The organism is Streptomyces sp. NPDC002133, from assembly GCF_040296405.1.
In the GTDB taxonomy this organism is placed as follows: domain Bacteria; phylum Actinomycetota; class Actinomycetes; order Streptomycetales; family Streptomycetaceae; genus Streptomyces.
In genome coordinates, this window is the sequence record NZ_JBEOXF010000034.1 from 58,511 (window position 1) to 84,558 (window position 26,048).

Here is a 26,048-nt window from a genome sequence, read left to right on the forward strand (position 1 = left end):
GCAGAACACCCTGCGCGAAGCTGTCAGCCGCATGGACCCCTGTGCGGAGTCCCCGCGGTAGGTCGTGCCACGTCCGATCCCCTTGACCTCGGTCCGCAGGCAATGTGGCGGCACGCGCTCGCCGAGGCTGACCGGGTCTCGTACCGGACGGCGCCGACAGCATGCACGGTCACGACGACGTTCCCGCAGGCACCTCCCCAGTTGGAAGATCCGTACCGGATCCTGCCTGACCTGGCGTAACGATGACCTGTGCGCTCGGCGGCACTCGCCGACGGTCCCAGCTGTTGTCGCGCCGGACGCGGCGCTTGGCTTCCACATCGCGAAGGACCGGGCATGATCGTGGAGAGCCATGTGCATCGCAATCGTCGGATGGAACCCGGCGAGCTCCATCTGACAGAAGTCCACTGCTTCTCCGAGGGCAGCCCACTGCCCGCAGCAAGCACCTTCGCATCGGCCGGCCGGCTCGGCCTCCTCGTGCAGCCGATCGCGTAGGAACTCCAGCAGGTCATCGCCCATGAGCCGGATACTCGCCGACGGGGCGCCCGCCTGACACCCGCTTGCGGAGCGACGTGGGGCGAGTTGGGCCCTGACCTGCGGCAGGACGACTTCGTGGATGCTGACCGTTGTCGCTGCCGGCCACCGCAGTTCCCCGTGGCTCCCCGCCCGATCTGGCGCGGTTGTGGCACGTCGTAGCTCCTCAACGGCGGCCCAGGCGGGGTCGCCGACCTACGCGCGCCGGCATAGCCAGTTCGGCCCGCAGCGCGTCTTCCAGCGCTGAAAGGTCATCCTCCACACCCTGGAGTGGCCACTCGTCCGCCGTTGAGGAGTCGTCGAAGATCACTGTCTGGGCGTGAAGCAGGGCACGGTGCACGTCACCCACAGCGGAACGAACCTCGTCGCCAGATATGAGAGACGCCTCGACGATCCACTTGTAAGCGGTCGACCGGTTGTCGAGCAGCTTCCCGTCGTCCTCGTCCTTCATGACGGAGGCCAACGAGTCATGCCAGCCGTAGAGCCTGATCAAGAGGTCCCTGTACAGGCCCTTCTTGTCATCCAGCCAGCGCACCTGTTCCGCATGTGCTCGTTGCTCCTGCTGGATACGCATCTGTCCGCGCTGAGCAAGCCATGCGCCTGCAAAGCCAGTCACAGCTCCCACCGTTGTGCCCACAAGTCCGACCAGTGCTGCTTCCATGACAGCTTCCTAGCAGAAGACTGACTCTGCGAGCAGAGAAAAATCAAGGTCGGTGGAGTCTGATTCGAAAATCCAACACTTCCGCAGCTCAGGCCAGTTCCACTGACTGCAGGGACACTTGATACCCGAGCATGTTGAGCCGGCTGACCAGTCGGCGGGTTCGGCGCGCGCGGCCGGTTCGCTGGAGGAAGTAGTCCGCTCCGAGATCGTGGTACTCGGCGTCGTTGGTGAGCATGTGCCAGATCGAGGTCAAGATCGTGTGCCCGACGGCGACCATGGCTCGCTTCTTGCCGCGGCGGATCGCGATCCGTTTGTAGCGGGACGCCAGGGAGGTGTCCTTGCTCCGGGCCGCGGCGGTGGCTGCGAGGCCGAGCGCGTTCTTCAGCCACGGATCACCCGGCCGGGACTTGCCGGAGGTGTGCTTGCCGGCGGACTCGTGGTTACCCGGACACATCCCGGCCCACGAGGCGAGCTGGGCGGCCGAGGGGAAGCGGGCCTGGCGAAGCCCGGCCCGGAGGGGTGGCGAAGACAGGGAGCGTGGGGCCCGGCGCTGCGGGCTCAGCCGAACCAGACCACCAGGCGGACGTTCTCGTCCCCGTGGACGGTTGCCAGTTCGCGCATCGCCGCCCAAACCGGACCCCAACTGCCGTCCGGCGGGGCGAACATCCGGGGCGTGAGGACCACGGGGCGGTACACGGCGCCGTTCAGGTGGACCTCGCCGCCCTGTGGCCACTCCGGTGGCATCAGATCCTCGCCGAAGATCTCTTCCGCCGCGTCGAGTACCTCGATCGGCGTCCAGGCCACGTTGTGCAGGGCGAGCTCGCCGTCCGGGCCCGGCCGCCATTCGCCGATGCGGTTCCAGTCGGGACCGTCGCAGAGAGGCTCGTCCCAGTTGACCGTCGCGATCTCGGCCCAGGTGGCGTACGAGTGGCTGTGGTGCAGTTCACCGCACGTCTTCGGAACCGGTTCCGTGGCGTCGTTCGGAACTCCCCGTTGGTCGAACAGCGCCCGTGCCACACCGAGGCCCCCACCCTTACCGAAGAGACACTCCCAGGCCAAACGCTGCCGCCCGAGCCCGAAGTCCAGCAGATCGAGCTCGGTCTCCCAACGACCGCCGGGCTCACGTACCTCGATCACACCGTCGATGTCCGCCCCCATGGCGACGATCATAGATGGCCCACCGGTGATCCAGAGGAAACGCCCTGGGGCAGTCGTCCTGGTCAAAACGTGGTTCCCTCGCCCATCAACCCAAGCCGTAGGCGTGCGGTCGGCGGCCGGGCCGGAGCGGTCCCATGGTGGTGGAACGCGTACCGGCCCCGCCGCTGTCCTTGGCTGACCGCTACTGCCCGGTCGTGTGGTGGCACGCAAGGGCAGGGCGGCAAAACTCTGTTGCGGACGGGGTACAGGTCGGCTTCGATCGCGACCATGACCGACGGTGCCGCAATCGACGTCGCCGACGACCAGATCCTCGCACAGCAGATCATCCACGGGCTCGTGGTGATCCGAGAACACCTCGGCTGCTCGCTCCATGAGGCGCTGGATGTCTTTGCTGCCCGGTACGAGGTGCTGCGCGTCGAGCGCCCTGATGACTTCGTGTGCAGTCGTGACGAATACGGGGTCGGTTTCTACTCGTGAGGGTGCGCCGGCCACCGATGAGGCATTGCGGCTGAGCGCCTCGATACGAACGGGCTGCAAGGTCATTGCGGTCCGGGACGCCGGTCATGAGGTGTTCGGGGGCCATTGCCGGTCGGCTGCGGTTGCGGCGGTTGCTGTACTCCGCTGCTGTCCAGCAGGATCCGTGACCGGGGCAGGCGCTTGTTGCCACCAGTGACCGTGCGTGTTCGCCCTTCCTTTCTGCCCTCACGTCGGCGGCATCGGCTGCTGAGGCGCTGCACCGGGAGAGGAGGGCGTGTGCTGCGCGGCATGCCTTCCCCTGATTGCCAGCCAGAGATCGAAACGGTCGTCACCGTCGTCGAGACGTCGGCCAGTGACTCGCATGACCTTGTCGAGGCGGTTGCGGACGGTGTGCCGGTGGACACCGAGTCGCCGGCTCGTCTCGTCCCAGGAGCCGGCGGTGTCCAACCAGGTCGCAAGCGTGGCCACCAGGTCGCCGGACGGATCGGCATCGTCGAGTGCCCCGAGCACGGCGTCCGCGTATCCGCTGAGCACAGAGCGGTTGCCGAGCTCCAGCAGCAGCTGTCCGGACCTGTTCGCCTGCGCTTCCACCGGACGCCCCGCGATTCGGCTTATTCCCAGCAGGCCCCGGGCTTGTCGAAGCGAGGAGGCAGCCGACTCCGGCGGGACGGAGGGTCCGATACCTGTCGGGAAGCCCGGAGCAAACCGGTTGAGGGCTTCCAGTACGTCCAGATCGCCGCCGACGACGGCTTCGACCACGCCGCCCGTGACCCGCGCCAGGCCACCCGGCACGGCGAGCGCCAAATCTGCCACCACATCATCCGCGTCGGCTGTGGGCTCAATGGCGATACCGCGCACGGCGTCGGTGGCGAGGCCGGCCGCAGCAAGGAGATCGCGGACCTGCTCGGCCGTCGTACCTTCGGTCAGGAGCCGCCCGAGGAGGGCGGAGCGACGCCTTCGACCGGGCTCGTCCGCCAGGTGCCGCCGTTCCAGCTCCAGTGACAGGAGAGAGACCAGCCCCGAGGCGAGCAGGCGCGTGGCCGGGTCCATTTCGCCGGTCAGCATCAGCAGGCCGCGCAGGCGCTGGGCACCGAGAGGCTGCACCTCCACGTGCGCGCTGTGGACGATGCTGGTTCCGCTGCCGAGCAGACCCCGGACAGCGACCCGCTGGATCAGGTCTCCGCCGGCCTCCAGCGCAGCTTCGGTGCCCCGCCCCACCGAGGCGATGATCCGGCCCAATGGATCGGTGACCGCCGCGCCCACGCCGGTGGCCTGCGCCCACGCCTCCAAGATGGCCGTCAGTCCGCGGCCCGACGCAGCGGCGGCAGTCAGTCGACGCTGAGCCTCGTATGCGCGCTCCAGGGCGAGACGCTGTTCAGCTGCCCGGGCAGCGAACACGGCCTTGGTGATCGCGATGAACGGGACCTCATGAGGCACGGTGAGCAGCGGAAGCCCTGTCTCCTGGGCGGCTTCGACCAACGGCGCCGGGGCCTCTTGGTAGGGCAGCTCGTGTCCCAGTCCGAGCCCCAGGCAGCTGGCTCCACCTGCATCAACGTCATGAACGTAGGCCCGACACGCACCGCGGTCCATGGGTAGCAGCAGTCCAATGGTCATGAGGAGCTCACCGCCTTGGAGCCAGGCCCCGGGGCGGAGCAGTTCTGAGACGTGAGCGGCCTCGATGGGGCGATCCAGACGATCCCGGGCAGCCACAACCGAGAGGCGGAGGTCAGGCACGTCGAGCAGGTCGACGATACGGAAGGGCATGGACACATTGTCCATCCGTTCCGAGCAGATTCGCCCTGCAGTCGATCGTCATACACTTTTCAACCACATATGTTCGATGCATTTCCGACCGCCTGCCTCCCGAGGAGGACCCATGGACGACGCAAAGTCCGCTTCTGGCTCCGGGGTCATCGAAGTGCGCTCCATCGACTACGTGCCGGCGCGTGAGCGGCACGGCCGAGTGTGGCACCAGGGGCCGTTCTGGTTCACGGGCAACTTCGTGCTCACGACGATGGTCACCGGTTTTCTCGGCCCGGCCCTTGGGCTGAGCCTGGGCTGGTCGATCGCGGCTGTCGTCCTCGGTGCCGGCTTCGGCACCTTCTTCATGGCGTTCCATGCCAACCAAGGCCCGCGGATGGGTCTGCCGCAGATGATCCAGTCCCGGGCACAGTTCGGCACCCGGGGGGCGATAGTGCCCTTCACCGCTGTGGTGTTCGTTTACATCGGCTTCAACGTGTTCAACGTCGTGCTGGCCACGCAAGGTCTGCAGACCGTACTGCCCGGTGGCACGACGCTGTGGTACGCAATCCTCATCGGCCTGGCCATCGTCCTGGCGGTGGTCGGCTACGACCTCCTGCACCTGGTGCAACGCTGGCTGACCTACCTGCTCATTGTGGTGTTCGGCATCCTGACGGTCGGCGCACTGGTGAACCTGGACACCAATACGCCGCATGCCGCCAATGGCGGCAGCTCCTGGACGGCATTCCTGGTGGTCTTCTCCGCCGCTGCCGGCTACCAGATCAGCTACGCGGTGTATGTCTCCGACTACTCCCGCTACCTGCCGGCGAGCGTCTCCGCCAAGAAGGTCATCTGGTGGACCTACGCGGGAGCGGCGGGCTCTGCCGTCTGGCTGATGTCGCTTGGCGCCCTGCTCGCCTCTGCACTTCCCAACCCGGACGCGATCGCCGGCATTCGCCAAGTCGGCAACGACATCCTGCCCGGATTCGGCACCTTCGCGGTCGTCATCTCGTCTCTGGCACTGATCACCATCATGGCTGTCAACGCCTACGGAGCGATGCTCACCACCACCAGCGCGGTGGACGCCTTCAAGAAGGTGAAGCCGACCATCCGTGCCCGGGTCGCCGGCATTGTGGCCATCGAACTGGTTGTTTTCGGGGTGGCCCTGGCTCTTCCGGCGGACTATCTCGGCAGCTTCAACAACTTCGTGCTGCTGATGCTGTACTTCCTGATCCCGTGGACCGCGGTCAACCTCGTGGACTTCTACTTCGTGCGGCGAGGTCACTACGCCATCACCGCCATCTTCGACCCGCGGGGCATCTACGGGCGCTGGTCCTGGCGTGGCCTGACGGCCTACACCGTCGGCCTGGCCGCGATGCTCCCCTTCTTCGCCACCTCCTTCTACACCGGCCCGGTCACCAAGGCTCTGGGCGGCGCCGATGTCTCCTTCGTTGTGGGCCTCGCGGTGGCAGGCCTGCTGTATTACGTGCTCAGCCGTGGTCTGGACATGCGCGCCGAGAAAGCAGCCGTAGCCGCCAGTGAGCATGAGCTGAATGGCGAGGATGCCGCTGCAGCCCCGGCGGGGGTGTGACATGAGTGCGGTACCCACCCGTGGTGTCACTCCCGTCGCCTGCTGCCAGCTCACTCTCTCCGTCGGCGACCTGGACGGCAACCGTGCTGCCGCGAAGCAAGCGATCGAACGCGCTGCCGCGTCCGGGGCAAAGGTCGTAGTGCTGCCTGAACTTGCCAACAGCGGCTACGTGTTCCGCGACATGGCGGAGGCGTCGGAGCTCGCCGAACCGTTCGACGGTCCCACCGTCACCGGCTGGACCGCGATGGCGCGTCGCCACGACCTGATTGTGGTCGGCGGGATCTGCGAGCGCGACGAGGGGGGGCGCCTGCGTAGTTCGGCCGTCCTCGTCGACGCCGACGGCGTACGCGCCCTCTACCGCAAGGCCCACCTGTGGGATGCCGAGAAGACCATCTTCGAGCCCGGCGCGGAGCTACCGCCCGTCGTCGACACGGCAGTGGGGCGGATCGGCGTGCTGGTCTGCTACGACTTGGAATTCCCGGAGTGGGTCCGTACCGTCGCCCTGCGCGGCGCCGACCTGCTCTGCGCCCCGGTGAACTGGCCACTGTTTCCGCGCCCCGAAGGGGAGCGCCCGGCCGAGGTGGTGCGCGTGCAGGCGAACGCAGCGGTCAACCGCATGTTCGTCGCCGCATGCGACCGCACCGGAGTCGAGCGCGGCGTGTCCTGGACCGGCGGGTCGGTGATTGCAGACCCCGACGGCCACCCGGCTGCCGGCCCCCTGCCTGCTTACGAGGAAGGCATGGTGCTCGCCAAGTGCAAGCTCGGTGACGCCAGGGACAAGCGCCTCAGCCCCCGCAACGACGTGTTCGCCGACCGTCGGCCCGACCTGTACCGCTCGATTCTGCAGTCAGTGGACAGGACGGATTCTCGGACGAGCTAGTGGAAGCGCCCTGCATGACCAGGCCGGCAGGTGCAGCCGTCGGGAGCTGGGGAGCCGCAGGGCGACAGCGCGAGGACCTTGCGGCGGCTGCCAGGGCTCTGGACGGCTCCGTGGCGCGTTCACGGGGGGCCTTCGAGTCTCCTCTGCACCGGGAAATGCTGAGGGAGTCGGCGAATCTCGTGAAGGCTCGAATGCGCGACGAAGGACGTGAGGTAGGGCGCCGCCAGGTCGAGGAGGTCGGGGCAGGGCCAACTTTGCCCGTCCCATTGGCAGTCGCCCCTGTTGTCCCAGGGGAGCTCGGGATCGTCGGCAGCAGGGCTGAGCACATGCCGGGCCAGGACGTCCTGCCCCGTCGGGCACGCAGCGGGCACGGGTCAGGACTTTCCGTCGACAGACGTCTCTTGGTCGAAAACACGCTGGCACTCAGCGACAACTGCCTGCCACCAAGGTCCTCCAGGCGGCCGTGGCGGCGGTCAACAACGACGGGCCCGGTCCCGACCCGCATGTCCCGTGAGCTCCCCGTCTGCACGTACCTGGAGCTCTGATACCGGAACTCCCACCCGAAGCGGTGTTCCTTCACCAGGACGACTACAGCGGTCACGCCCTCTTCCGGAGGGTACGGCTGCATCTGGGCGAGATGGGCGTTAACGATCCGTCGGGCTTGCTCGGCTGTGTTGGGCCGCTCAGGGCTGCGGCCGTGCGTCAGGCCGTCGGCGGCCACTGAACACTGCGGCTGTCCATGCCCGTTGATGTCAGCGGTGGATGTCAGCGCAGGGCCGCAGCCTGCGCGGCCAGTCCGGCGGTCAGGTTGCGCCGGTAGACCGACTTGGTCGCACCGAGAGAGCGAGTGCGGCACCTGCAGATAGTTGCGGTAGTGGACGCTGCCGCCGACCGTGGCCTGACACCCGAGCCGCCGCGCTCGCGCCGGCCACAACACACATACTCAAGATCGCTTAGGCCACGGGCCACGGTGGCACAGCCGCGAGCGGCCGCCGGGCACGCCGCCCGGCCGCGTACCCCCCGATCCCCAGGCCGATCCCGACCAGGGTCAGCACGACCCCGAGGACCCCGAGCGCCACCAACACCGCCGGCGCAGTGAAACCCTTCTGCACTCGCCCGAGCACCCCGGATGCCGCGACGCTGCCCGACTGCTCGTCGAGGAAGAACCGCGAGTCGTTCGAGTTCCCGCGGTGGTCGCCCAGCAGGAACAACCGCCCGTCCGGCACCTGCACGTCGTACGGTCCGGTTGCCGGATTCACTTCGCCGCGCATCACATACGGTTCGTCGACCGGCTTCCCGTTCACCGTGATCCGATTTCCGTCGCACACCACGTGATCGCCGCCCATCCCGATGACCCGCTGCAGGACCGGACCGCCCTGATAGCGATCGGGCACATGGACGAGTACGACATCACCCCTGCGTATCTCGCCCGCGTCGATGCGCTCGATGACCAGCCGCGCGCCCGGGCGGTACGTGGGCTCCATCGCCTCGCTCATGACGGTGACCCCCTGGTAATTCGTGAGGAAGTACCCGATGCCCCCCAGCGCCAGGACCAGCCCGAGTGGCACCAGTACCCAGGCCGCGACTCCCAGCCCGCTGCCCACTCGCCGCTGCTGCATGAACGCTCCTTCCCTTGAGCCGCCCGAGGCCGGGCGGACCAGCAGAGGCTAAGCGGTCTCGGGGCGGGAACGCACCTCAAGGTTGTGCCGCGACGCAGCGCGCCCAGGGGTCTTCCTCAGGCTTGTTGAGCCCCTCTTGAAGGAAAGGCAGCCACCAAACGCAATAGACGACCTCCTGCGAGTCTTGACCGTATGCGCTAACCCTGCCGGCGGCTGGAATCTTAGAAATAAGGCTGCACACGGATTTATTGATGAAGTGTCAGTTCCGGCTGCTGCCGCTGTGTTGCAGGTGGCGCTCTATATGTGGCCCCTGTACGGCCGGGACGGCCAAGGGCCGAAGGACAGCTCTCCGGAGAACCGACCAGCGGGCCAATGAACACGCAGTGACAGCGCGCCCAGCCGGTAGGCAGCATCAAAACGAGGTCAGTGGAGCGGGTTCGGCCGGTGGCCTGCCTGGGCTGGAGTCGAGCATGATCAGGAGGCCCTGTTCCGGCCGACGAAGTCGGGCGGCCCTTGGCCTGCCCGCCAATGTGCCCGATTGGCCCCTTGATCTTGCTCGGCGCGGGTCCCGGATCGGGGAGGTGGTCTACGAGGAGTATCTACTGGCCGCCGTCATCCTTGGCTCGTCCCCGTGCCGGCTTGTGCACTTGGTGGCGTTCTGCGGTCACTCGACGGTCGTTGCTCTCTGGTGATGGGTGGTCTCGCCATGTGCGCAGCTTCTTCGGATTCCGCCGGCCGAAAGGGGCGGCCTCCCAAGGGAGGCGTCCGCCGGGCTGCGCGCCGAGTTCAGCGCGTGGGGCGGGCCTACGCACGCGCAAGGGACGACCTGGATCAACCGGGCCGAGTTGGCCGCCGCCGACTCGTGCGCATGTGACGCCCGGTGCGGCCGCTTGCTGTGCTCTTTTACCAGGGCCGTCGCCGGCTGCCAAGCCCCGAGACGTCGGGGTGTGACGGACCCGGCGCGGCGGTGTTTACTCGAAACATGGGACACCCGGAGCAGGGGCCAAGCCACGTCGTCCGGAAAGGCCCGGGCTGCGCGGTTCGCGGGACGAGTTCCGTGAGGTGAAGGGTCGTCCCACGCCCGATCACTCTTTCACCGAGGAGAATTCTCATGACGCGCACCTCTCGGAAACGGCGTCTTACGATGCTTGCCCTTTCAACCGCACTGGCCACAGGTGGCGCACTGCTGCCTGCCAGCGCATTTGCCGTGCCTCCGCCGCCACCCGAGAGCGTAGCGATGGCGGTGGAGCGGGACGGCAGCACCGACTGGAAGGAAAGGAGTGACGGGAAAGGTTAAAGAAGTCAAAGGATGTGCGCGGCATCTGCAGCGGCATGTGTGGCAGCGCAGCTCAGTCGGGCAGCCGCTCGTTCATCCGCTGCATCGCATCGGCCGCAAGGCGGGGGAGTTCGGCCTTGTTCTCGGCTGGTCCCGCGACAGCGGCGTACAGGACGACTTCGCCCTTCCGGGCTGTCAGTGCGATATAGGAGTAGTTCGCCTTCTTTCCCACTGCGTCGCGGGTCGTCTTGCCCTCCTCGGAAATCACATCATCCAAGCCGGAGACCTTTGGAGCCGGCCCCTCACGGACATCCTCATAGCGGGATTTGGCGATCCGTTGCACAGGGCATCGATGGATCGTGTCTTCGATATCGTCCATGTACGCCTCAGCCGTGGCCGCGTTCTTGAAAGCGCGCGCGTCGGAGATCGCAAGCAGGGTGTCCGCGTCGCGCTGGGCGGCGCGTTGCAGGGCTACAAGTGTGCCGGGTCGGCTGCCCCGTTCGGTCAGCTCGCAGTCCTTCCGTGCCAACAGTTCTCCCGTGTCGTACTTGTCGCCGAGATCGGCAAAGCCAGGGCCCCAGTCGGCGGCTGTCGCAGCTGCACCTGTCACGAGCTGGTGCGCTTCTGCGGGCGACCTGCTTGGAGTACCACCGCTGCTGAGCAGCAGCCCCAGCACGAGCCCTGTCACGACTACCACGCTGGCGACGGCCAAAGTCAGGAATCGCTGCGAGCGCCACCTCAACCTGCGCTGCCTGATGTCAGGAGGGCCGGGGGCATCTCCCGGCGGAGGTGTGATGGACAGCGGACCGCTCGGCGGTCCGCCCGGCGGTTGGGAACTCATATATTTCCCCTACCCGCCAGGGGCAAAGGGGCAACAGCGCTTCGCCCACCGGACGAGTGCAACAGGTGAGGGGGCCGCGCCGGTCCTACGACTCACGTACTCGGAAGCACCCCCAGCATGACCCACGCGGGCTTGACGAATGCCTGCGCCCACGTGGCACCGGGCATGACCCTGGCTGCATCACCACTGATCTCGCGGAAATGCTCGCCGACGGCGGCCAGAGCATCACAGACCTGGCCACGCTGCGAGATCAGGTTGGTTCGGGCCGGTGGCCTCCACGGCCACGGCCTGGCGTCTGCTCGCCGACATCGACCACGCAGTGCTTGCCCGGCTGCGCACCGCCCGCGCCGCGGCGCGGGAGACGGCCTGGCTGCAGGCCGCCGAGACCGGAGAGGGCATACCCGCCGCACGGGCCGGCGGCCGGGAACTTCGATCTGGCACGCGGGACAAAGATTGACACGGCCTTCCGCGATGAGACAGCCACCCCAGTGTCCAGTGGTGCCGGGATCGGTCACCTCACGTGCTTGACGTCGGCGCCCCGACGGGCAATCGATCAGCGGCCCGATGTGTGGGCGAGGTCTGCTTCGGCCCAGAGGACCTTGCCGTCCTGCGCCGGGCGGGTGCCCCATCGACGGGACAGCTGGGCGACCATGGCGAGTCCGCGGCCGTGTTCGTCGACGGGGCGCGCGCTACGCATGGGCGGGGGGCAAATGTCGGCATCGGACACTTCGACGGTCAGGACCTCGTGTTGGATCAGACGCAGGCGAATCGGGCCGTCGCTGTGGCGGACGGCGTTGGTGACCAGTTCGCTGACGATCAGCTTCATGGAGCCCTCGAGAGCTTCCAGGCCCCATGCGGCCAGCTGACCGGCGGCGAGGTTTTGGGCGCGGTGGAGGACGGTGCCGTCACTGGCCAGGGTCCAGGAGGCGACCTGGGCCGGGCTGAGTGTGCGGGTGCGGACCAGGAGCAGGCTGGTGTCGTCGCACGCCGCCTGATCCTCGACGGGTGCCATCGCGCGGGTGCAGAGCTCCTCCAGGGACAGCTCCGGTTGGGCGAGGGCGGTGCCCAGGCGGTGCATGCCGTGCTCGATGTCGTGGTCACGGGTCTCGATCAGGCCGTCGGTGTACAGGGCGATAAGACTTCCCTCGGGCAGTTCCAGCTCCATGGCCTCGAAAAAGACCCCTAGCCCGATGCCGAGCGGAACCCCGGTGGGAAGGTCGGGGAAGGTCACCTTGCCCTGCGGGTCGATGATCGCGGGCGGGGGGTGCCCGGCGGCTGCCATGGTGCACCGGCGGGTGACCGGGTCGTAGACGGCATACAGACAAGTGGCTCCCACCACCGCGGTGCCCTGGTCGGGGGCGTCGGCGTCTGCTTCCGCCAGTCGCTGGACCGTGTCGTCGAGGCGGGCCAGCAGTTCGTCGGGGGGCAGCTCCATGTCGGCGAGCGTGCGGATCGCGGTGCGGAGCCTGCCCATGGCCGCCGCGGCGTTGATGCCGTGTCCGACCACATCGCCGACGACGAGGGCCACCCGGGCGCCGGACAGCGGGATCACATCGAACCAGTCGCCCCCGACGCCCCTGTCGATGTCGGCGGGCTGGTAGCGCGAGGCGGCCTCGACGGCCGCACCGCCACGCAGACGGTGCGGGAGCAGGTTGCGTTGGAGCGCGAGGGCCGCGGTGTGCTCGCGGCAGTACTGGCGGGCCTTGTCCAACGACACCGCGGCGCGGCTGACGAGCTCTTCGGCCAGAAGTAGATCGGCTTCTTGGAAGGGCATCGGATTCCGGGTGCGGATGAACACCGCCATGCCCAGCAGGACGCACCGTGCGCGGATGGCTACGACCATCACGGAGTGTATGTCATGCTCACGGATGCTCTGCGCCAGTGCCGGCGACTGGTCGATCCACCCGCCCGGGGTGGCGTCCACCTTCGGTTCCAGGCGCGACTTGCCGGTGCGCAGGACCTCGGCGACGGGCGAGGCGGGCGGTACGAGTGTCCGCTCACCGCGCACCCACGGGGACTCCGGCACCCCTTGGTGGATCGAGGCCACGCCGGCACGCCTGAGAACGGGGAGGCGCTCGCCGATCGAGCCGATGTGGATCGGGGGCCCCTCGCCGAACGGGACCGACTGCTCCAGGTCCACGGCGACGTAGTCGGCGAACTGGGGCACGGCGAGTTCGGCCAGTTCCTGACCGGTCTGCATCACATCCAGGGTGCTGCCCAGGCGCGTGCCTGCCTCACCGAGAACGGCGAGGCGCTCGCGCTCCCGCTGGCTCTCGGCGACGTCGACGCAGATGGTGCACACCCCCAGGGCTCGGCCGTCGGCGCCCTGGAGACAGGAGAACGAAACCGCGTACGGGCGCTCCTCACCCCGGCTTGTCGGCAGCCACGTCCGGTATTCGTGGACCTTGGTGCTACCGCTCCGCAGCACCCGCCGCATCATCGCCTCCGTGGCTTCGGTTTCGACACTGGGCCACGCGTCGGTGATCCCGAATCCGAGCCGCCGGTCACGGGAGATGCCGTCGTGGCTCTCCATCGCGTCGTTCACCCAGGTGCAACGCAGCTCCAGGTCACGGACGACGACGCCGATCGGCGCGCGGTCAAGAATCGCCCCCTGCACCAATACGTTCACCGCGTCCCCGGACGGCACGCCGATGTCGGTCGCGGACGCGAGCCACCGCACTGCTCCGTCCTGCCCCCGTACCAACGAGATCCGCAGGCCGACGTCGAGCATGCGGCCGTCCCGGTGGCGCACCGCCGTCGCGCCCGACCAGCCGTTCCGGGCACGGCACTGCTCGACGTGCGCCGACATCGTCGGCGCTTCACCGAGGCACGGCAGGACGAGTGCGGCGGACCGGCCGACCACCTCGTCGGCGGAGTATCCGACAAGGTGTTCGGCGGCTTGCGTCCACGCGACGACCGTCCCCTGCTCGTCGAGCAGTGCGAACGCCGTGTCGGACATGTCAGACGCGTGCATCTGCCTACCGAGTGTCACGCATACGGTGCTGATCGTGGTCCTAGCCATCGAGCTATCATCCCCAGATGGGTTGGGAATGGGTGACATGGGGCATGGGGGTAAATTTACTCTTTCAGGGCAATTGACCGGATGGCGCTCTAGCCTGCGGCAACGTCGCAGCCGTGGCTGATACCAGTTCGGTCATGAAAGCCCGCTGACGGGCAGGTCCACAGACTGCCCGACGCGCCGGAAGCCAACGGGGCCATGATCACTCGCGCCAAAGCAGCTCCCGGCCAAAGTCGCTCCGCCCACCTGGCGATACCGTGCGCTCGCGGATGCCAACACCGGTCAGAACCCCCGCATGCCGCAACCATCCGGCCGCGCCCTCACCTACGCCGAAGAGATCACGCCCGAGGACATCCGTACGCTGGAGGCTTTTCTCTACGTGCAGTGGGATCGGGTGTACGAGGAGGTTGGCGAGACCGGCGAGACTGCCTTCGCGATGCGGTCCCTGCTTTGCTCGATCAGCGACTCAGCCGGGTTCCTGCACACACTGATCACGGTGGAGCGCCCCGACGCGTGGCAGCGAGCAGCAATCGTGCGCGAGTGGCAGCGGCTGCGCAGTGCGGCCCACGAGTTCAACCACTGCGACGGCTATGACCATGGCCGATGGTGGCACCAGGTGCAGCACTTCGACGCTCACGACGAGGCCGCCGTACAGGACCGGATCCACGAGGCTCGCTGACGGCAGTCTGACGGCAACACCCGCGTACGCCGCCGTACGTCATCAACCGTCAAACTCGGGCGTTGCCGGGCGGTAGATGATCCGCTCCGTCTGATCGGCTCGCCCGAAAAGCGGGTGGTCACTGGGTAAAGCCGCAAAAGTCGTTCTTGCCTTCTTCGTCCAAGGCCTTGCCTTCGACCAGTCCGACGGCCGCCGGCCCGGAGCCCATCCACACCAGGGCGGCGCCGTCCTCCGAGCTCAGGCGGTACTCGACAGCCGAGTCCTCGCCGACGTCAATGACGGCGGTCTCCCCGGCGGATGACTCGATCACGGCACATCCGGCCTGCTGCCGCAGCCGGTACTCCACCTGTGCGTCCGCGGTGATCCTCGTCAGCCATGCCATCCGCGGCCCCCATGTGGACGCCGCGCGTGGCGTTGCTTCGGGCTTGGCGGCTCGTCCTGCTCAAGAGCGGTCTCTCTTGCCGTCAGATCCGCGACCTCGCGCTCCAACTCGTCGAGACGCGCAAGGGCCATGGCCCACCCTCGTTCGGGCATCAAGTCCACCTCCGTCGGTCCTTGATCCCTGAGACTGGCTGAGCTTTCAAGGTCGGAACGGCGGAGAGCGTCGAACCACCCGCAGGGCGGGAATCCTTCTTCTCGACTTCCTGCCAGACGGGACGGGCCCACCGAACAACTCAATGCCGTTCGGCCAGGAGAGATGTGCAACGTCTGGGCCCATGCGCCGTCTTGGAAGGGCATCTCAGCGCCTCGGGCCTCACAGTCCCCCAGGAAGCGCACGGGAACGGCCGCTGTCCGACCCCTGTGATCAGGGGCCGGACGGCGGCCGTCGGATGTATCGGCGATCTCAGCCGAGCTTTGCCTCACTGGCCGGCCTCACTGATACGCCAGGCGACCATCCCGGAGGATTCCGGTTCGCCGTCCACGTCGATCCTGAGCCTGCTCGGTGCTTCCGCAATGCGCTGATAGACCGCAGTGCCGTCGCAGTCGAAGCTCTGCACAACCGGTTTGTCCTTGATCTGAACCGAGAGCTTGGCTTTACCTCGTCCCGCACAGGCGACGCCGAGCTGATACGACTTCCCGCGCGTCAGCGGTGAGTCCGTATGGATGCCGTCACTGAGGGCTTCCAAGCCTGATTCCACGAACTCCGGATCGTCGATTGTCACCGTGTCCAGAGCGGCTTCCGCCAGCTCTCCGAGCTCCTTGTCGGTTGCACCGGGTGAGTGCCGTGGTGACTGAGATGACGCCGGCGGGGTGACCTGTTTCGTCGGCCCCTCCGAGCTTCCGGAATCCTCCGTACACCCGGTGACCAGGATGGCGGACAGCACGCTGATGCACATCGCCACACGGGTGCCGCTGAAACGCCTTCGAGGCATCACGAGCTCGTTTCCCAGTATCGCCAGCCGGTCTCCGTGGTGGGCAGCTTCCCGCTGCCGCTCTTCAGCCTTGTCTTGCCACACCGGTCGGCGCTGGTGGCGTACTTGGCCCGCGTGATCTGGTAACCCCATGAGCCGTACTGAAGATGCCCGTACTTGCCGCGGGCGATGTCCCTTCGGTACTCGTGTCCCACGGTGACACCTATCTCTGCGCCGATCTTTACGTCGACCTTCACCTTGGCCTTCGCGATGATCGCCTTTGCCTCGGTCTCGATGCCCCCGCTGATCTCAGCAGATATCTTGCCTGCCTTCTCCACCTTCACGACCATCGTGCCCCCGGGGCCGTCCTTGAACTTGGTGCCGTTCCACCACGAGGGCACGTGGTACGCCTTCTTGCTGGTGATCTCGTACCACTCCTTGTACGGGTTGTCGCACCGCGGAGGATCGGCGTTTCCTTCCCCGCTGGACTCCGGAAGTACAGCGAGAGCATCCTCCGCCGCGATCGACTCATCTGTGGGAATGTCCACGGGGCTCAGGTCTGTGCCGGAATCGGCGATGGCCGACGTGGCCAGTGCAGTCACGAGAGCCAGGGTGGCGGCAGGGATGAGAGCGCGTCTCATCATTTCGCTGCGCATGTGAGTTCCCCTCCGATTTAACGCCTGTTCAGGCGGGTCGAGAGGTGAATCTATGAGTCTCAGACGACTCCGGTTAGAGGATTGTCATATTCCTGAGCAAGATCTGAGGTAGGGCGAAGACTCTGCGGCATCTGGGAGTCAATGGGCGACGATGTCCAGTCGTCTCTCAGCGTGGGGATCGCCCTGCGGACCGAGATGGCTGACCGGCTACCGCAGACTCAACCACCGCTACGAACGACACCCGGCCAACTACCTGGCCTTTCTCGGGCTCGCCGCCGCCATCTGCTGCTACAAACGCTTCCGAAACCTCACCATGCAGGACACGGTCTTAGCGAACATGCCCAACGAGATGGCCTGTTAGGTGAACGGTCGAGGTGCGCCCATGCCGGCTCACCTTTGGCGACAACGAGCAATGAGCCGCTAGCCCTCGGCACTGAACAACTGCGGCATGAGCCGACGCAGTGCAGTCGCACGCTGATGGACCCGCTTGAGCGAGCCGGGAATTTCTCTGCGGGTCCGGAAAGCCGGTGTCGTCAACCCAGAATGCGACACACCCGTCCGTAGTCGTTTCACAAGGACGTCGCTTGGTCCGCGGCTGGTCCGGGGCGGATGCACTCAAAACTCAATCAGTGACGGAAGCTGTCGCGCTGATCGTGGATCGTGACTTCTGTATCGGGTTGCCTGAAGCGCAAGGGGCCTCCAGGCAACCGACTTCGGACTCTGGAAGAACCCAAGTTTCTTGGGGCTGTAGGAACAAGGAATGTTCTTCGTCTGCTGGCTGTACAGCGGCTTCGCCCACGCTGACCCGCGAAAACGGCGGTCGGTGCGGCTCCTTGGGCGGGGCTGGTCCGGAAATGGTCCGGATCTTGGGACGCTGGGGAGGGGCGCTGCCGTCGACGCCTGCCTCGGGGACCGCCGTACCCGCGACATCGCCCGCGCCCACAGTGTCCCGGCCCGGTGTGGCGACATGCTTGAGACCGGCATAGGCCGCGCCGCCCTCGCGGCCCTGCCCGGGCTTCGCTCTCCCCGGCGACACCTTGGCCTCCCATCGGCGCTCGCCGTGAAGTGCCACCGCAGTGGCGGCCCAGCACCTCGCGGGGAAGCGAAGGCCGGCCGCCTCCCCGGCCGAGCCGCGCCCGGCGGTGTGCAGGGGACAGGCCGGGCGGGACGCTGGGCCGTCCGATCCACCTGGTCGGCCGGACGGGCCGGCTACCGCGCTTCGCACAATCGCAGTTACTCAGCGCGGCCGCCCCCCGGGTGCACAGGACGGGCGAGGGAGAGAATGCGACGCTGGAGTGAGGGGCCCGCGAGTGGAGGTCCGAGTGCGTCTCATCCGGTCCAGGGCCCTCTCCTTCGGCCTGGCCACCATGTCCCGGTGCGGCTCAATGGATGCGACGCAGAATCGTGCGGTCAGTCTGTGAGCCCGCCGGCCGGGGGCACCACTCACCGAGCGTCGCCAGGCGGCCCTACCGCGTGGATCCGGCCCGCCGGGACCAGGACCGCGCGACCAACCCGGAAGGCAGGTGCGTCCCATGCGCACGTCGACCCGTATCGCCGGTGCCCTCACCGGCCTGACCCTCACCCTCGGCGGTGCGGTCCTCGCCGCTCCCGCGGTCAGGGCGGACATCCCCGCCTGCGCACGGATGGCCGAACTGGCCGGTGCCACCGCTTCCGACGCCGTCACAGCGGCGTGCAGCCGTGGCGTGGTCGGAGACCTGCAGAGTTGTGTGACCGGGCTGACCGGGGCCGGAGTGGCGGGCGGCGCCGCGACCGCTGCCTGCCGGGCGGCGGCACACGAACCGCGTTAGAGGACCGCGCGCGGCAGCCGTCCGCCGGCACCGGTCGGAGGCAGGTACGGCCCGTCTCCTCCTTGACCCCCGGCCTGCCCGGACACAACGCGGCCCCGGTGGGCAGTCTCGACGCCAAGGACATCGACGTCGCCCCGCTCCTACCGACGCGCACGCGGCGTACCGATGCGGCCGGTCGAGGTCGGTGACGTCATGCCTCTCCGGGGCCGGGCAGTCACCGCCCGGGCGCGGCGCCCAGCCTCGCCTCACGGGCCTCATGCGGAGCGCCCGTGCCGAGTAAGAGGGCGCCGTCGTCTTGAGACTTGTCCTTCCCGAAGGCCGAACGAAGGCGCCTGAGAGGAGGAGGAAGTCATGCGCATGCGAAGGATCCTGGGCCTCGCCCTGGCCGCGGCAACCCTTGCCGGCGTGAGCGCCGTCGGCGCTGTCAGCGCCGGGGCCGCCTCGTCTCCGAACATCTCCAGAGACGAGTGCACGGCCGCCGGCGGACAGATCATTTCACGCCCCTACGGCGGCGACGCCTGCGCGCTGCCTGACGGGACCAAGCCGGCAATCACTTGACCGGTCGGCGCACGGCTGGGCAACCAGTCCGGCCGGTGCACCCGGCGCGGTGCGTATGGGGTGACGGCACCCGGTCCACCGTTGGGTGGATCGCCCGCGCCCGTCTTGACACCGCGGCACTCGCGATGGTGGACGCTCGACGGTCTCGAAGCCAAGGCCGTCACCGCTTCGAGACGGTCCGCGCCGTCCTGAACACCGCGCTCGCCGCCGTCCTGAACGGCCTCGGCGATGTCGTCATACAGTGACCGACGAGGTCGTTCGCATTTCCTAGCTGTATTGATTTCGGATTTCCCAGCTGTATTGATCACGAGCGTTGTTGACACTCGGCTGGTCTTGAACAGGCGCAGAAGAACGAGCAGTCCCGCCGGCCTCGAGCCTGGATGTGCCGACGGTGATGGAGTCTTCCTTCTGGCGCGGGCGACGATCGCGCCGCTGTCCGCATTGAGGTGGCCCTTTGCCGATGCCCTGACTCATCCTCACCGTGGAAGAGGTCCAGCAGGTCATCCCGCTCCACCAACCCGTCTGAGCCAAGGCCGACCCCGCCGGAATCGCCAACCGGCACGCGGCCCACGGCCCTCTCCGGGGACCTACAAGACGGCGCCGTAACAGCACGACCAAGGAGCCGACCGGCACTTGCACCCGCCGGTCGGCTCCGCCGTGCTCCTCGACGCCCCCGGGGATGACTCCGCCGTTCGGCCCATCAAGGGCACCGGCTGCAACGCCGAAAAGGACCAAACGGAGTCGCCCCACCCTCGCGTTCCGGTACGCCTCCGCGCCCCAGGCCGCCCCGATGACGGCGGTCCCGTACCGCGGCCGACAGGCCCGGAGGAGATCCCGCATGCGCGTCTTCCTGCCCCTGACCGCCGTCACCACCGCCGCGCTCCTGCTCGTCACGGTCACCGGCGCGACTCCCGCCGCAGCAGACCGGAAGCCCGACGGCACACGACTGGTCAAGGTGTCCCACGGCGACCCGTACGCGAAGTGCACCATCGGAGCGAGGTCCCCCGACAGCATCGTCTACCCGGCCACCGAGGTCGAGCCGTACCTGTCCGTCGATCCGCGCGACCCGAAGCGCGTGGTCACCGTGTTCCAGCAGGACCGCTGGAACGACGGCGGCGCCCGTGGCCTGGTGGCCGGCTGGACCACGGACGGCCGCACCTTCCACCGGAGCACGCTGCCGTTCAGCCTGTGCGCCCCGGGCGGCGCGGACTTCGAACGGGCCACCGACCCCTGGGTGAGCACCGGACCGGACGGCACCGTCTACGCGAGCGGGGAGGGCGTCGACTTCACGAAGAGCACGCGCACCGCCCTGCTGGCCGTCACCTCCCGCGACGGCGGCCGCACCTGGCGGAACCTCACCACCACGCACGTGGACGAGCAGCCGTTCTTCAACGACAAGCCCTCACTCACCGCCGACCCGATCCGCAAGGGCACCGCCTACCAGGTCTGGAACCGCCTCGACAACGACCCGCCCGGCCCCAGCTCCCTCGACGGTCCGGGCTTCATCTCCCTCACCCGCGACGGCGGCCGCACCTGGAGCGAGGCCCGGCAGTTCGTCGACACCAGCACCGTGCCCAACACGCAGACCATCGGCCATCTGATCGTCGTCGACCGGCGCACCGGCACCCTGTACGACTTCTTCGACCGGATCACCTACTCCGACGACCTGAGCACCGTCGTCGAAGCCCGCTACGAGGTGGCCACCTCGACCGACGCCGGAGAGACCTGGAGTGCCCCGGTCACCGTGGCCCGGGACACCTCCGTACCGGAGGTCGACCCGAACGACCCCACCAAGCTGCTGCGCGCCGCGGCCACCCTGCCGAGCCCGGCCGTCGACCCCAAGACAGGCACGCTGTACATGGCCTACGAGGGCTCGGACTTCTCCGGTGGAAAGTTCGACTCCGTCCAGCTTGTGCGGTCCACCGACGGCGGACGCACCTGGGGGAACCCGGAGCTGATCAGCCCCAAGGACGTTCCGGCCTTCTCACCGTCGATCGCGGTCACCGAGCGGGGCACGGTCGCGCTCACTTACTACGACCTGCGCTTCCTCAAGCCCGGCAACACCACCACCCTGCCCACCGCCTACCAACTGGCCACGCTGCAGCACGGAAACCCGAAGCGCCGGACCGAACGACGGATCTCGCGGGTCTTCGACTGGCTGCAGGCGCCGTTCGCCGGGGGCCACTTCCTCGGCGACTACCAAGGCCTGGTGGCAGACGGCAAGGGAGTACGGGCGGTGCTCACCGAGACCCACTCCGACGCACCACAGAACCGTACGGACGCGTACACCAGTAGTCTCCGCATCCGCTGACCGACGCGGACGCCGTCGGCCGGCCCGACCGCCGACGGCTGCAGACAGGCCTCGGACCCACTCCGTAACCACGTTGGGCGGGGAGGTTTGGCCGCGTCCCGCCCGGCGGGGCGGGCCTGCTGCTCTGGGGTCGCGTGGCCTCTGGGCCGTCCGGGGCTGCACAACGGCGACCAACGCTGACAACCATTGACCACTCGACCGCAGGTCACAGCATTGATACGGCCCGAGTGCGCCGCGCTACTCCGCTGCGCTGGAAGCCCACGAGATCCCGTTGCCTTAAAGTTCCGCCTCTGGGCTGGACAGTCGCTGGTCAGGGGAACTTTCTGCATGGCCGATCACCATCGGACAGCTTGCTTCATGAAAGCCCGAGGCTAACGCCGACTCGGCCACGCCTCACCCATTCAGGATAGATCGCCAGAATCAACGCTAAAATCATCTTATGGCTGCATATGAGAGTCTCGTCATGGCCAGTCAAGGGGATTCTGTCCGGATCACCCTGAATCGACCTGAACGCCGAAATGCCTTGAGCTTGGAGCTGCTCCGCGAGTTGCAGAAGGCATTGACCGAGGTGGCGGGCTCCCCGGCGGTAGGGATTGTTCTGGCGGCGAACGGACCGGTTTTCAGCGCCGGGCATGACTTCGCCGACGTGCTCGCACAGGACGCCAAGGGCGTTCGAGAGCTGCTGCGTCTGTGTACGGACGTCATGCGGCTTCTTCAGTCCGCACCGCAGGTGGTAGTGGCCAGAGTGCATGGTTTGGCCACGGCCGCAGGTTGTCAGCTCGTGGCATCGTGTGACCTGGCGGTGGCGGGTGAGTCTGCCGGATTCGCACTTCCCGGCGGCAAGGGGGGTTGGTTCTGCCACACGCCTGCCGTGCCGGTGGCCCGCTCCATCGGACGCAAGCGACTCATGGAGATGGCCCTCACCGGCGAGGTGATCGGTTCCCGTACCGCCCTGGACTGGGGACTGGTCAATCGAGTGGTCCCCGACGGCGAGCTGGACGAGGCGGTCGAGGAACTCCTCGCCCGGGCCACTCGTGGCAGCGCGGCCAGCAAGGCGCTGGGGAAGCGAACCCTCTATGCACAGCTGGACCGTCCCGAATCCGACGCTTATGGGATCGCTTGCGAAGTCATGGCTGATTCCTCGCAGACCCCGGCAGCTCGCGAAGGCATCGCATCCTTCCTGGAGAAGAGACCGCCGGTGTGGCCCGAGTGACGAATGAACGGAGCCGGGAGACGACGATGAAGGACTCCACGTCGGTGCCGATGCTCATCATCGGCGGGGGGCCGTTTGCGCTGTCGGCGGCCGCGCTCGCCGGTGACCGAGGCGTGGATGCGGTCGTGGTGGGACGGCCGATGGGGTTCTGGTCCGAGCACATGCCGCAGGGAATGCTGCTGCGTTCGGGCATCGACTGGCATCTGGACGCCACCGGCGTCTACACCGTGGAGGCGTATCTGCGGGAACGGGCCCTCTCCCCCAAAGACGTCGATCCGATTCCGGTGGAGCTCTTTCGTGAGTATGCCGACTGGTTCCGCCGCGCCAAAGGCATCACCCTGAGGCAGGACCTGGTCACGCGCCTCACGCACCGGGACGGCACGTTTCAGGCAGAGCTCGACAGCGGCGAGCGGATACGCGCCGATGTCGTGGTCGCCGCGCCGGGCATCAGCTACTTCACCCGACTGCCCGATTGGGGCGGCTCGATCCCGTCCGGCCGCGCGTCCCACAGCTGTGACCTGGTCCGCTTCGATGCCCTGTCCGCGCAGCGTGTGCTCATCATCGGGGGCCGGCAGAGTGCGTATGAGTGGGCGGCTCTGATCGGTGAACACGGTGCGGCTCGCGTCGATGTCGTGCACCGCCATCCCATTCCCCGTTTCGCATCGGTGAGTTGGAAGTTCTTTGACGACTACCTCGAGGCCACGTTGCGGGATTCCGGATGGTGGCGCCGCTTGCCGGTTCCCGAGCGGGAAGCAATCCTGACCCGATGCTGGGAGGCCGGCCGCGGCACGTTGGAGCCGTGGCTGCCGGCGCGGCTCGATGCGGCCGACGTCCGGATCTGGCCGGAAACCACAGTGGTCCTGGCGGAGCCGACAGTGGACGGCGGGCCGGTGCGGATCACGATGTCGAACACTCAGTCCTTGACCGTGGATCAGGTGATCTTCGCCACTGGATACGCGGCCGAACTGGCCCGCGTTCCGTTCCTGGCGGACCTGGCGGAACGCATCAAGATGCGAAATGGCTCTCCAGTGCTGGACGAAGCCCTCCAGAGCACCGTTCCCGGACTGTATTTCACCGGCTTCTCCGCGGCGCAGGATTTCGGGCCGTTCTTCGGTTTCGTCAAGGCCGCTCCGGCATCCGCCGCCCTGATCATGCGCGACCTGCTGGCACGTACGGGCTGAGGTGTCGGCGTCCGAGCTGAAGTGCAGAGGGTGGACTCAAGTGGTCGTCGCAACACCTGATCACGGAGGTGATGCGTGGGAAGACCAGCAGGGTGGGCGAGGGCAGTGACGAGGCGTCCGGCGATGCGTTCGCCGGGACGGCCTCCGATCCGGCGGGACGTGGACCGGGCGCCATCTGGCTCGACGGCCGGTGTCCAGGCCGACGCCGGGATCTTCACTACGTGCCGGTGGATCGCGTCGGTGATCACCATGCCGACGGACTAGGACGACCCCGCTTCGCGAGCCAGGCCACGAAGTCGTGGGTGCCGCCAGCGGCGGTGGGCGCGGACGGTTTCGAACCGCCGACATCTGCTTTGTAAGTTCGATCGCTACGTGGGGCGACCTCACGGAACGGGCCCTTATGGCTGTCTGCCGCTGCGGGCAGAGTTGCCGTTGTCAGCCCTCGTTCAGCGGCGTTGATGTCAACTGGTGATGTCAGCCGGACGATCTGTGTCCGCAGGGACCCGCCGGGTTCCGGCTCGGTGAGCGACCTGGCCGGCTAGTCGTTGACGCAGGCGTTGCCCGCCGCAGGATTGAGCACTCCGATGACGTTCACCGTGTTGCCGCACACGTTGACGGGGATGTCCACCGGGGCCTGCACGACGTTGCCGGACAGCAGACCGGGCGAGCCCGTCGCGGTCCCGACGGCCCAGGCGCCGTCAGGCACCTCGGATGCTTCCTCTTCGACGGTCAGCGTCGCGGGGGCCGGGGGATTCAGGCCGACCGTGGTGATCGCTTCGGGGCCGTTGACGTAGGTTCCCGCCTCGTCGGCGGTGACATTCACCGTGACCGTGCAGGACGTCTGGTCGGCGGCCAGGTCGCCGCCTGCCAGAGCCACGGACGAACCCCCCGCCGCCGCGGAGACCGTGCCGTTGCCACAAGTCGTCGACGCGTTCGCGTCCGAGGCCACACTCACGCCGTCGGGCAGGCTGTCGGTGAAGCTGAAGTCGTTCTTCGCCGCCAATTCACTGGTGTTGGTCACCGTCATCGTGAGCGTCGAGGTGCCGCCCTCGTCGATGGTGGCAGGAGTAAACGCCTTGTCCAGCTGCGGAGTCGCATCCAGGATCCGAATGTTGTCGAAGGCGTGGTCGTTGCCGAACCAGGCCCCCTGCCCATTGACCATCTTGATGCCCAACTCGGTGCCGTTGAACAGCACAGCACTGTTACCGGCGAACGACCCGGCCATAACGCCGTTTCCTCCGGGGTAGGGGTGGGAGTTGGGGTCAGTACAGGGATTGATGGGGGTGGTGAAGGTCGGGATGTCCTGACCGCTACCAGTGAGGTAGAACTTCAGCAGCGGAGGCACCGCGTCGACGACTTTGCAATTATCCGCCACTACGTCTACGGCGAAGGTGATGTAGCGATTCGGCGCCGGAATCGCGATCGGCTGCTTGGTCTGGAACTCCACCAAGTTGGCACCGGGGTCCTTATTGAGGCTGTACGCGGACACCGCGTGGTTGGTCGGCGGATTCGTCCCGCCGACCTGCCCCAGCACGTTGGCCATGTTCGCGAGGCGCTCCGTCCCCCCACCACTCGCTTGGCAGTCAGGCTGAGCAGGACTGTTCTGGTTGAGGATGGTGCCGTTGCACTGTCCGGGGTCCAGCCACGGTGGATCGGCCGTGTACGTCTCGTTCAGCGGCGGAGCCCCGACATAATCCTCCAGGAGAACCGGGTTATCGCCGGTGTTCTCGAAGTCCTCGGCGAACACCGTGACCGGCGCCTGCGGGACCCCCGGAGTGCCGGGGGCGTGAGTCGCGTTCACACTCGCCGGCGTAGCCACGGCCTGGGCCTGACCAGCCAGCGGAGCACTCACGATCGCAAGAGCCACCACAGACACTGATGCAGTGCTCCATGAAATCTTCACTGTGGAAATTTCCACCACCTCATTTCCAATCAGCACAGCGCACAGGGAACAACGGCGGACATAGACACCCCAAACCACTTGCTTGCACGCCGAAAGGAAGGTCGCTCAAATTTCAGCACACGCACCGCAAAACCCGAAGTCCAGCGGGCTAGGCGATTGCATTTCTCACTACATTGGTCGAGTCGATAATTAACCCTATGAGGCGATATCGGAATTCCATAAATGCAACACAGCCGGCCGCGTAGCTGACCCCCTCAATGCGCACTACCGGCACGGCGGTCGCTGAGGGCTATCGGCCTGCCTACATGGGGGCTGGGGGCCATCTGCGGTTGCTGATAGTCGCTGTGGTTGCGGTACTTCTCTGCTGTACTGCTGGCCGTGGGGACGGACCGATACGGGGTGGTGGAACCGTGAGTGCAGGCAGCCGCGGAGTGCTGGCCGTCGTCGGCACGGCAGCCGATGGCGTCGAGCAACTACGCACCGGTCTGGTCGAGCCAGCCGGAAGATTTCAAGTCCAGTGAGACGGTCGTAATGCTATGAGATTTGTGGTGCGGGTTCGCGGCGCTTGGCCGGGTCGTTGATCCAGGCGGTCTG

Annotated in this window: 23 protein-coding genes and 3 pseudogenes; 13 read left to right on the top strand and 13 right to left on the bottom strand. The window is 67.2% G+C overall.

Going from position 1 to position 26,048, the window contains the following annotated elements; all coding sequences use genetic code 11:
- The first annotated feature begins 333 nt into the window (after positions 1-333).
- Positions 334-492, top strand: a complete 159-nt coding sequence (locus ABT078_RS27110) for a hypothetical protein (RefSeq protein WP_351232094.1) — start codon at positions 334-336, stop codon at positions 490-492.
- Positions 493-697: 205 nt separating this feature from the next.
- On the opposite strand, the gene ABT078_RS27115 is transcribed toward ABT078_RS27110, so the two are convergent.
- The 3 genes and pseudogenes from ABT078_RS27115 to ABT078_RS27125 form a co-directional block, all read right to left on the bottom strand.
- Positions 698-1,192 carry a hypothetical protein gene (locus tag ABT078_RS27115; RefSeq protein WP_351232096.1) on the bottom strand — a complete coding sequence of 165 codons (495 nt, stop codon included), beginning with the start codon at positions 1,190-1,192 and terminating at the stop codon, positions 698-700.
- 88 nt (positions 1,193-1,280) lie between these two features.
- Positions 1,281-1,691, bottom strand: a pseudogene (locus tag ABT078_RS27120) (transposase); the annotation flags it as partial.
- Positions 1,692-1,750: 59 nt separating this feature from the next.
- On the bottom strand, positions 1,751-2,350 hold the full coding sequence (locus tag ABT078_RS27125) for a hypothetical protein (protein WP_351232100.1): 600 nt from the start codon (positions 2,348-2,350) through the stop codon (positions 1,751-1,753).
- Positions 2,351-2,617: 267 nt separating this feature from the next.
- Between ABT078_RS27125 and ABT078_RS27130 the strand changes: the two genes are divergently transcribed.
- Positions 2,618-2,827, top strand: coding sequence for a hypothetical protein (locus ABT078_RS27130; RefSeq protein ID WP_351232102.1), 210 nt, complete (start codon positions 2,618-2,620; stop codon positions 2,825-2,827).
- Between the two features lie 225 nt (positions 2,828-3,052).
- On the opposite strand, the gene ABT078_RS27135 is transcribed toward ABT078_RS27130, so the two are convergent.
- A complete protein-coding gene (locus ABT078_RS27135; protein WP_351232104.1) occupies positions 3,053-4,591 on the bottom strand; it encodes a PucR family transcriptional regulator ligand-binding domain-containing protein in 1,539 nt (512 codons plus the stop codon).
- A 112-nt stretch (positions 4,592-4,703) separates the two neighbouring features.
- Between ABT078_RS27135 and ABT078_RS27140 the strand changes: the two genes are divergently transcribed.
- Together ABT078_RS27140 and ABT078_RS27145 are read left to right on the top strand one after the other, a co-directional pair.
- On the top strand, positions 4,704-6,158 hold the full coding sequence (locus ABT078_RS27140) for a purine-cytosine permease family protein (protein ID WP_351232106.1): 1,455 nt from the start codon (positions 4,704-4,706) through the stop codon (positions 6,156-6,158).
- A 1-nt stretch (position 6,159) separates the two neighbouring features.
- Positions 6,160-7,038, top strand: coding sequence for a nitrilase family protein (locus ABT078_RS27145; protein ID WP_351232108.1), 879 nt, complete (start codon positions 6,160-6,162; stop codon positions 7,036-7,038).
- On the opposite strand, the gene ABT078_RS27150 is transcribed toward ABT078_RS27145, so the two are convergent.
- From ABT078_RS27150 to ABT078_RS27165, 3 genes are all read right to left on the bottom strand, one after another.
- On the bottom strand, positions 6,944-7,975 hold the full coding sequence (locus ABT078_RS27150) for a YrhB domain-containing protein (protein ID WP_351232110.1): 1,032 nt from the start codon (positions 7,973-7,975) through the stop codon (positions 6,944-6,946). The two genes, ABT078_RS27145 and ABT078_RS27150, sit on opposite strands and share 95 nt — an antisense overlap.
- Before the next feature lie 16 nt (positions 7,976-7,991).
- Positions 7,992-8,657 (bottom strand): signal peptidase I, encoded by a 666-nt coding sequence (lepB, locus tag ABT078_RS27155; RefSeq protein WP_351232112.1) that lies wholly within the window; start codon positions 8,655-8,657, stop codon positions 7,992-7,994.
- A 1,349-nt stretch (positions 8,658-10,006) separates the two neighbouring features.
- Entirely contained in the window at positions 10,007-10,621 is a 615-nt protein-coding gene (locus ABT078_RS27165; RefSeq protein WP_351232116.1) for a hypothetical protein, read from the bottom strand.
- Positions 10,622-11,042: 421 nt separating this feature from the next.
- On the opposite strand from ABT078_RS27165, the gene ABT078_RS42845 reads away from it, so the two are divergent.
- Positions 11,043-11,231 (top strand): hypothetical protein, encoded by a 189-nt coding sequence (locus tag ABT078_RS42845; protein WP_502981343.1) that lies wholly within the window; start codon positions 11,043-11,045, stop codon positions 11,229-11,231.
- 96 nt (positions 11,232-11,327) lie between these two features.
- Here the strand turns inward: ABT078_RS42845 and ABT078_RS27175 are convergent, their stop codons facing one another.
- Positions 11,328-13,748: a SpoIIE family protein phosphatase gene (locus ABT078_RS27175; protein WP_351232118.1), complete on the bottom strand. Its 2,421-nt coding sequence runs from the start codon at positions 13,746-13,748 to the stop codon at positions 11,328-11,330.
- Positions 13,749-14,088: 340 nt separating this feature from the next.
- Here ABT078_RS27175 and ABT078_RS27180 point away from each other — a divergent pair, with 340 nt between their 5' ends.
- Complete coding sequence (locus ABT078_RS27180; protein WP_351232120.1) at positions 14,089-14,472, top strand: hypothetical protein; 384 nt, start codon at positions 14,089-14,091, stop codon at positions 14,470-14,472.
- A gap of 118 nt (positions 14,473-14,590) precedes the next feature.
- Here the strand turns inward: ABT078_RS27180 and ABT078_RS27185 are convergent, their stop codons facing one another.
- The 3 genes from ABT078_RS27185 to ABT078_RS27195 all read right to left on the bottom strand — a co-directional run bounded on the left by ABT078_RS27185 (position 14,591) and on the right by ABT078_RS27195 (position 16,426).
- Positions 14,591-14,854 carry a hypothetical protein gene (locus ABT078_RS27185; protein ID WP_351232122.1) on the bottom strand — a complete coding sequence of 88 codons (264 nt, stop codon included), beginning with the start codon at positions 14,852-14,854 and terminating at the stop codon, positions 14,591-14,593.
- A 478-nt stretch (positions 14,855-15,332) separates the two neighbouring features.
- A complete protein-coding gene (locus ABT078_RS27190) occupies positions 15,333-15,797 on the bottom strand; it encodes a DUF6023 family protein (protein ID WP_351232124.1) in 465 nt (154 codons plus the stop codon).
- Positions 15,798-15,844: 47 nt separating this feature from the next.
- Positions 15,845-16,426 (bottom strand): hypothetical protein, encoded by a 582-nt coding sequence (locus ABT078_RS27195; RefSeq protein ID WP_351232126.1) that lies wholly within the window; start codon positions 16,424-16,426, stop codon positions 15,845-15,847.
- A 205-nt stretch (positions 16,427-16,631) separates the two neighbouring features.
- Here ABT078_RS27195 and ABT078_RS27200 point away from each other — a divergent pair, with 205 nt between their 5' ends.
- From ABT078_RS27200 to ABT078_RS27230, 7 genes and pseudogenes are all read left to right on the top strand, one after another.
- Positions 16,632-16,841, top strand: a complete 210-nt coding sequence (locus ABT078_RS27200; protein WP_351232146.1) for a hypothetical protein — start codon at positions 16,632-16,634, stop codon at positions 16,839-16,841.
- 543 nt (positions 16,842-17,384) lie between these two features.
- Positions 17,385-17,532 (top strand): annotated as a pseudogene (locus ABT078_RS27205) (o-succinylbenzoate synthase); the annotation flags it as partial.
- A 480-nt stretch (positions 17,533-18,012) separates the two neighbouring features.
- Entirely contained in the window at positions 18,013-18,288 is a 276-nt protein-coding gene (locus ABT078_RS27210; RefSeq protein WP_351232128.1) for a hypothetical protein, read from the top strand.
- A 351-nt stretch (positions 18,289-18,639) separates the two neighbouring features.
- Positions 18,640-18,846: a hypothetical protein gene (locus tag ABT078_RS27215; protein ID WP_351232130.1), complete on the top strand. Its 207-nt coding sequence runs from the start codon at positions 18,640-18,642 to the stop codon at positions 18,844-18,846.
- Positions 18,847-19,684: 838 nt separating this feature from the next.
- Positions 19,685-21,157 carry a sialidase family protein gene (locus tag ABT078_RS27220; protein WP_351232132.1) on the top strand — a complete coding sequence of 491 codons (1,473 nt, stop codon included), beginning with the start codon at positions 19,685-19,687 and terminating at the stop codon, positions 21,155-21,157.
- 439 nt (positions 21,158-21,596) lie between these two features.
- Positions 21,597-22,370 carry an enoyl-CoA hydratase-related protein gene (locus tag ABT078_RS27225; RefSeq protein WP_351232134.1) on the top strand — a complete coding sequence of 258 codons (774 nt, stop codon included), beginning with the start codon at positions 21,597-21,599 and terminating at the stop codon, positions 22,368-22,370.
- 26 nt (positions 22,371-22,396) lie between these two features.
- Entirely contained in the window at positions 22,397-23,551 is a 1,155-nt protein-coding gene (locus tag ABT078_RS27230; RefSeq protein ID WP_351232136.1) for an FAD-dependent oxidoreductase, read from the top strand.
- A 170-nt stretch (positions 23,552-23,721) separates the two neighbouring features.
- Here ABT078_RS27230 and ABT078_RS27235 read toward each other — a convergent pair.
- Positions 23,722-23,867, bottom strand: a pseudogene (locus ABT078_RS27235) (IS1380 family transposase); the annotation flags it as partial.
- Positions 23,868-24,089: 222 nt separating this feature from the next.
- Positions 24,090-25,490, bottom strand: a complete 1,401-nt coding sequence (locus ABT078_RS27240; RefSeq protein ID WP_351232138.1) for a chaplin — start codon at positions 25,488-25,490, stop codon at positions 24,090-24,092.
- Positions 25,491-26,048 lie beyond the last annotated feature (558 nt).

What these genes read in the sequence shown, in the direction of transcription:
- ABT078_RS27220 (WP_351232132.1), top strand. Translation starts at nt 19,685, where the DNA reads ATGCGCGTCTTCCTGCCCCTGACCGCCGTCACCACCGCCGCGCTCCTG.
- ABT078_RS27115 (WP_351232096.1), bottom strand. Translation starts at nt 1,192, where the DNA reads ATGGAAGCAGCACTGGTCGGACTTGTGGGCACAACGGTGGGAGCTGTG.
- lepB (WP_351232112.1), bottom strand. Translation starts at nt 8,657, where the DNA reads ATGCAGCAGCGGCGAGTGGGCAGCGGGCTGGGAGTCGCGGCCTGGGTA.
- ABT078_RS27145 (WP_351232108.1), top strand. Translation starts at nt 6,160, where the DNA reads ATGAGTGCGGTACCCACCCGTGGTGTCACTCCCGTCGCCTGCTGCCAG.
- ABT078_RS27140 (WP_351232106.1), top strand. Translation starts at nt 4,704, where the DNA reads ATGGACGACGCAAAGTCCGCTTCTGGCTCCGGGGTCATCGAAGTGCGC.
- ABT078_RS27230 (WP_351232136.1), top strand. Translation starts at nt 22,397, where the DNA reads ATGAAGGACTCCACGTCGGTGCCGATGCTCATCATCGGCGGGGGGCCG.
- ABT078_RS27225 (WP_351232134.1), top strand. Translation starts at nt 21,597, where the DNA reads ATGGCTGCATATGAGAGTCTCGTCATGGCCAGTCAAGGGGATTCTGTC.
- ABT078_RS27180 (WP_351232120.1), top strand. Translation starts at nt 14,089, where the DNA reads ATGCCGCAACCATCCGGCCGCGCCCTCACCTACGCCGAAGAGATCACG.
- ABT078_RS27215 (WP_351232130.1), top strand. Translation starts at nt 18,640, where the DNA reads ATGCGCATGCGAAGGATCCTGGGCCTCGCCCTGGCCGCGGCAACCCTT.
- ABT078_RS27185 (WP_351232122.1), bottom strand. Translation starts at nt 14,854, where the DNA reads ATGGCATGGCTGACGAGGATCACCGCGGACGCACAGGTGGAGTACCGG.
- ABT078_RS27175 (WP_351232118.1), bottom strand. Translation starts at nt 13,748, where the DNA reads ATGCACGCGTCTGACATGTCCGACACGGCGTTCGCACTGCTCGACGAG.
- ABT078_RS27210 (WP_351232128.1), top strand. Translation starts at nt 18,013, where the DNA reads ATGCGCACGTCGACCCGTATCGCCGGTGCCCTCACCGGCCTGACCCTC.
- ABT078_RS27200 (WP_351232146.1), top strand. Translation starts at nt 16,632, where the DNA reads ATGTCCAGTCGTCTCTCAGCGTGGGGATCGCCCTGCGGACCGAGATGG.
- ABT078_RS27110 (WP_351232094.1), top strand. Translation starts at nt 334, where the DNA reads ATGATCGTGGAGAGCCATGTGCATCGCAATCGTCGGATGGAACCCGGC.
- ABT078_RS27125 (WP_351232100.1), bottom strand. Translation starts at nt 2,350, where the DNA reads ATGGGGGCGGACATCGACGGTGTGATCGAGGTACGTGAGCCCGGCGGT.
- ABT078_RS27130 (WP_351232102.1), top strand. Translation starts at nt 2,618, where the DNA reads ATGACCGACGGTGCCGCAATCGACGTCGCCGACGACCAGATCCTCGCA.
- ABT078_RS27135 (WP_351232104.1), bottom strand. Translation starts at nt 4,591, where the DNA reads ATGCCCTTCCGTATCGTCGACCTGCTCGACGTGCCTGACCTCCGCCTC.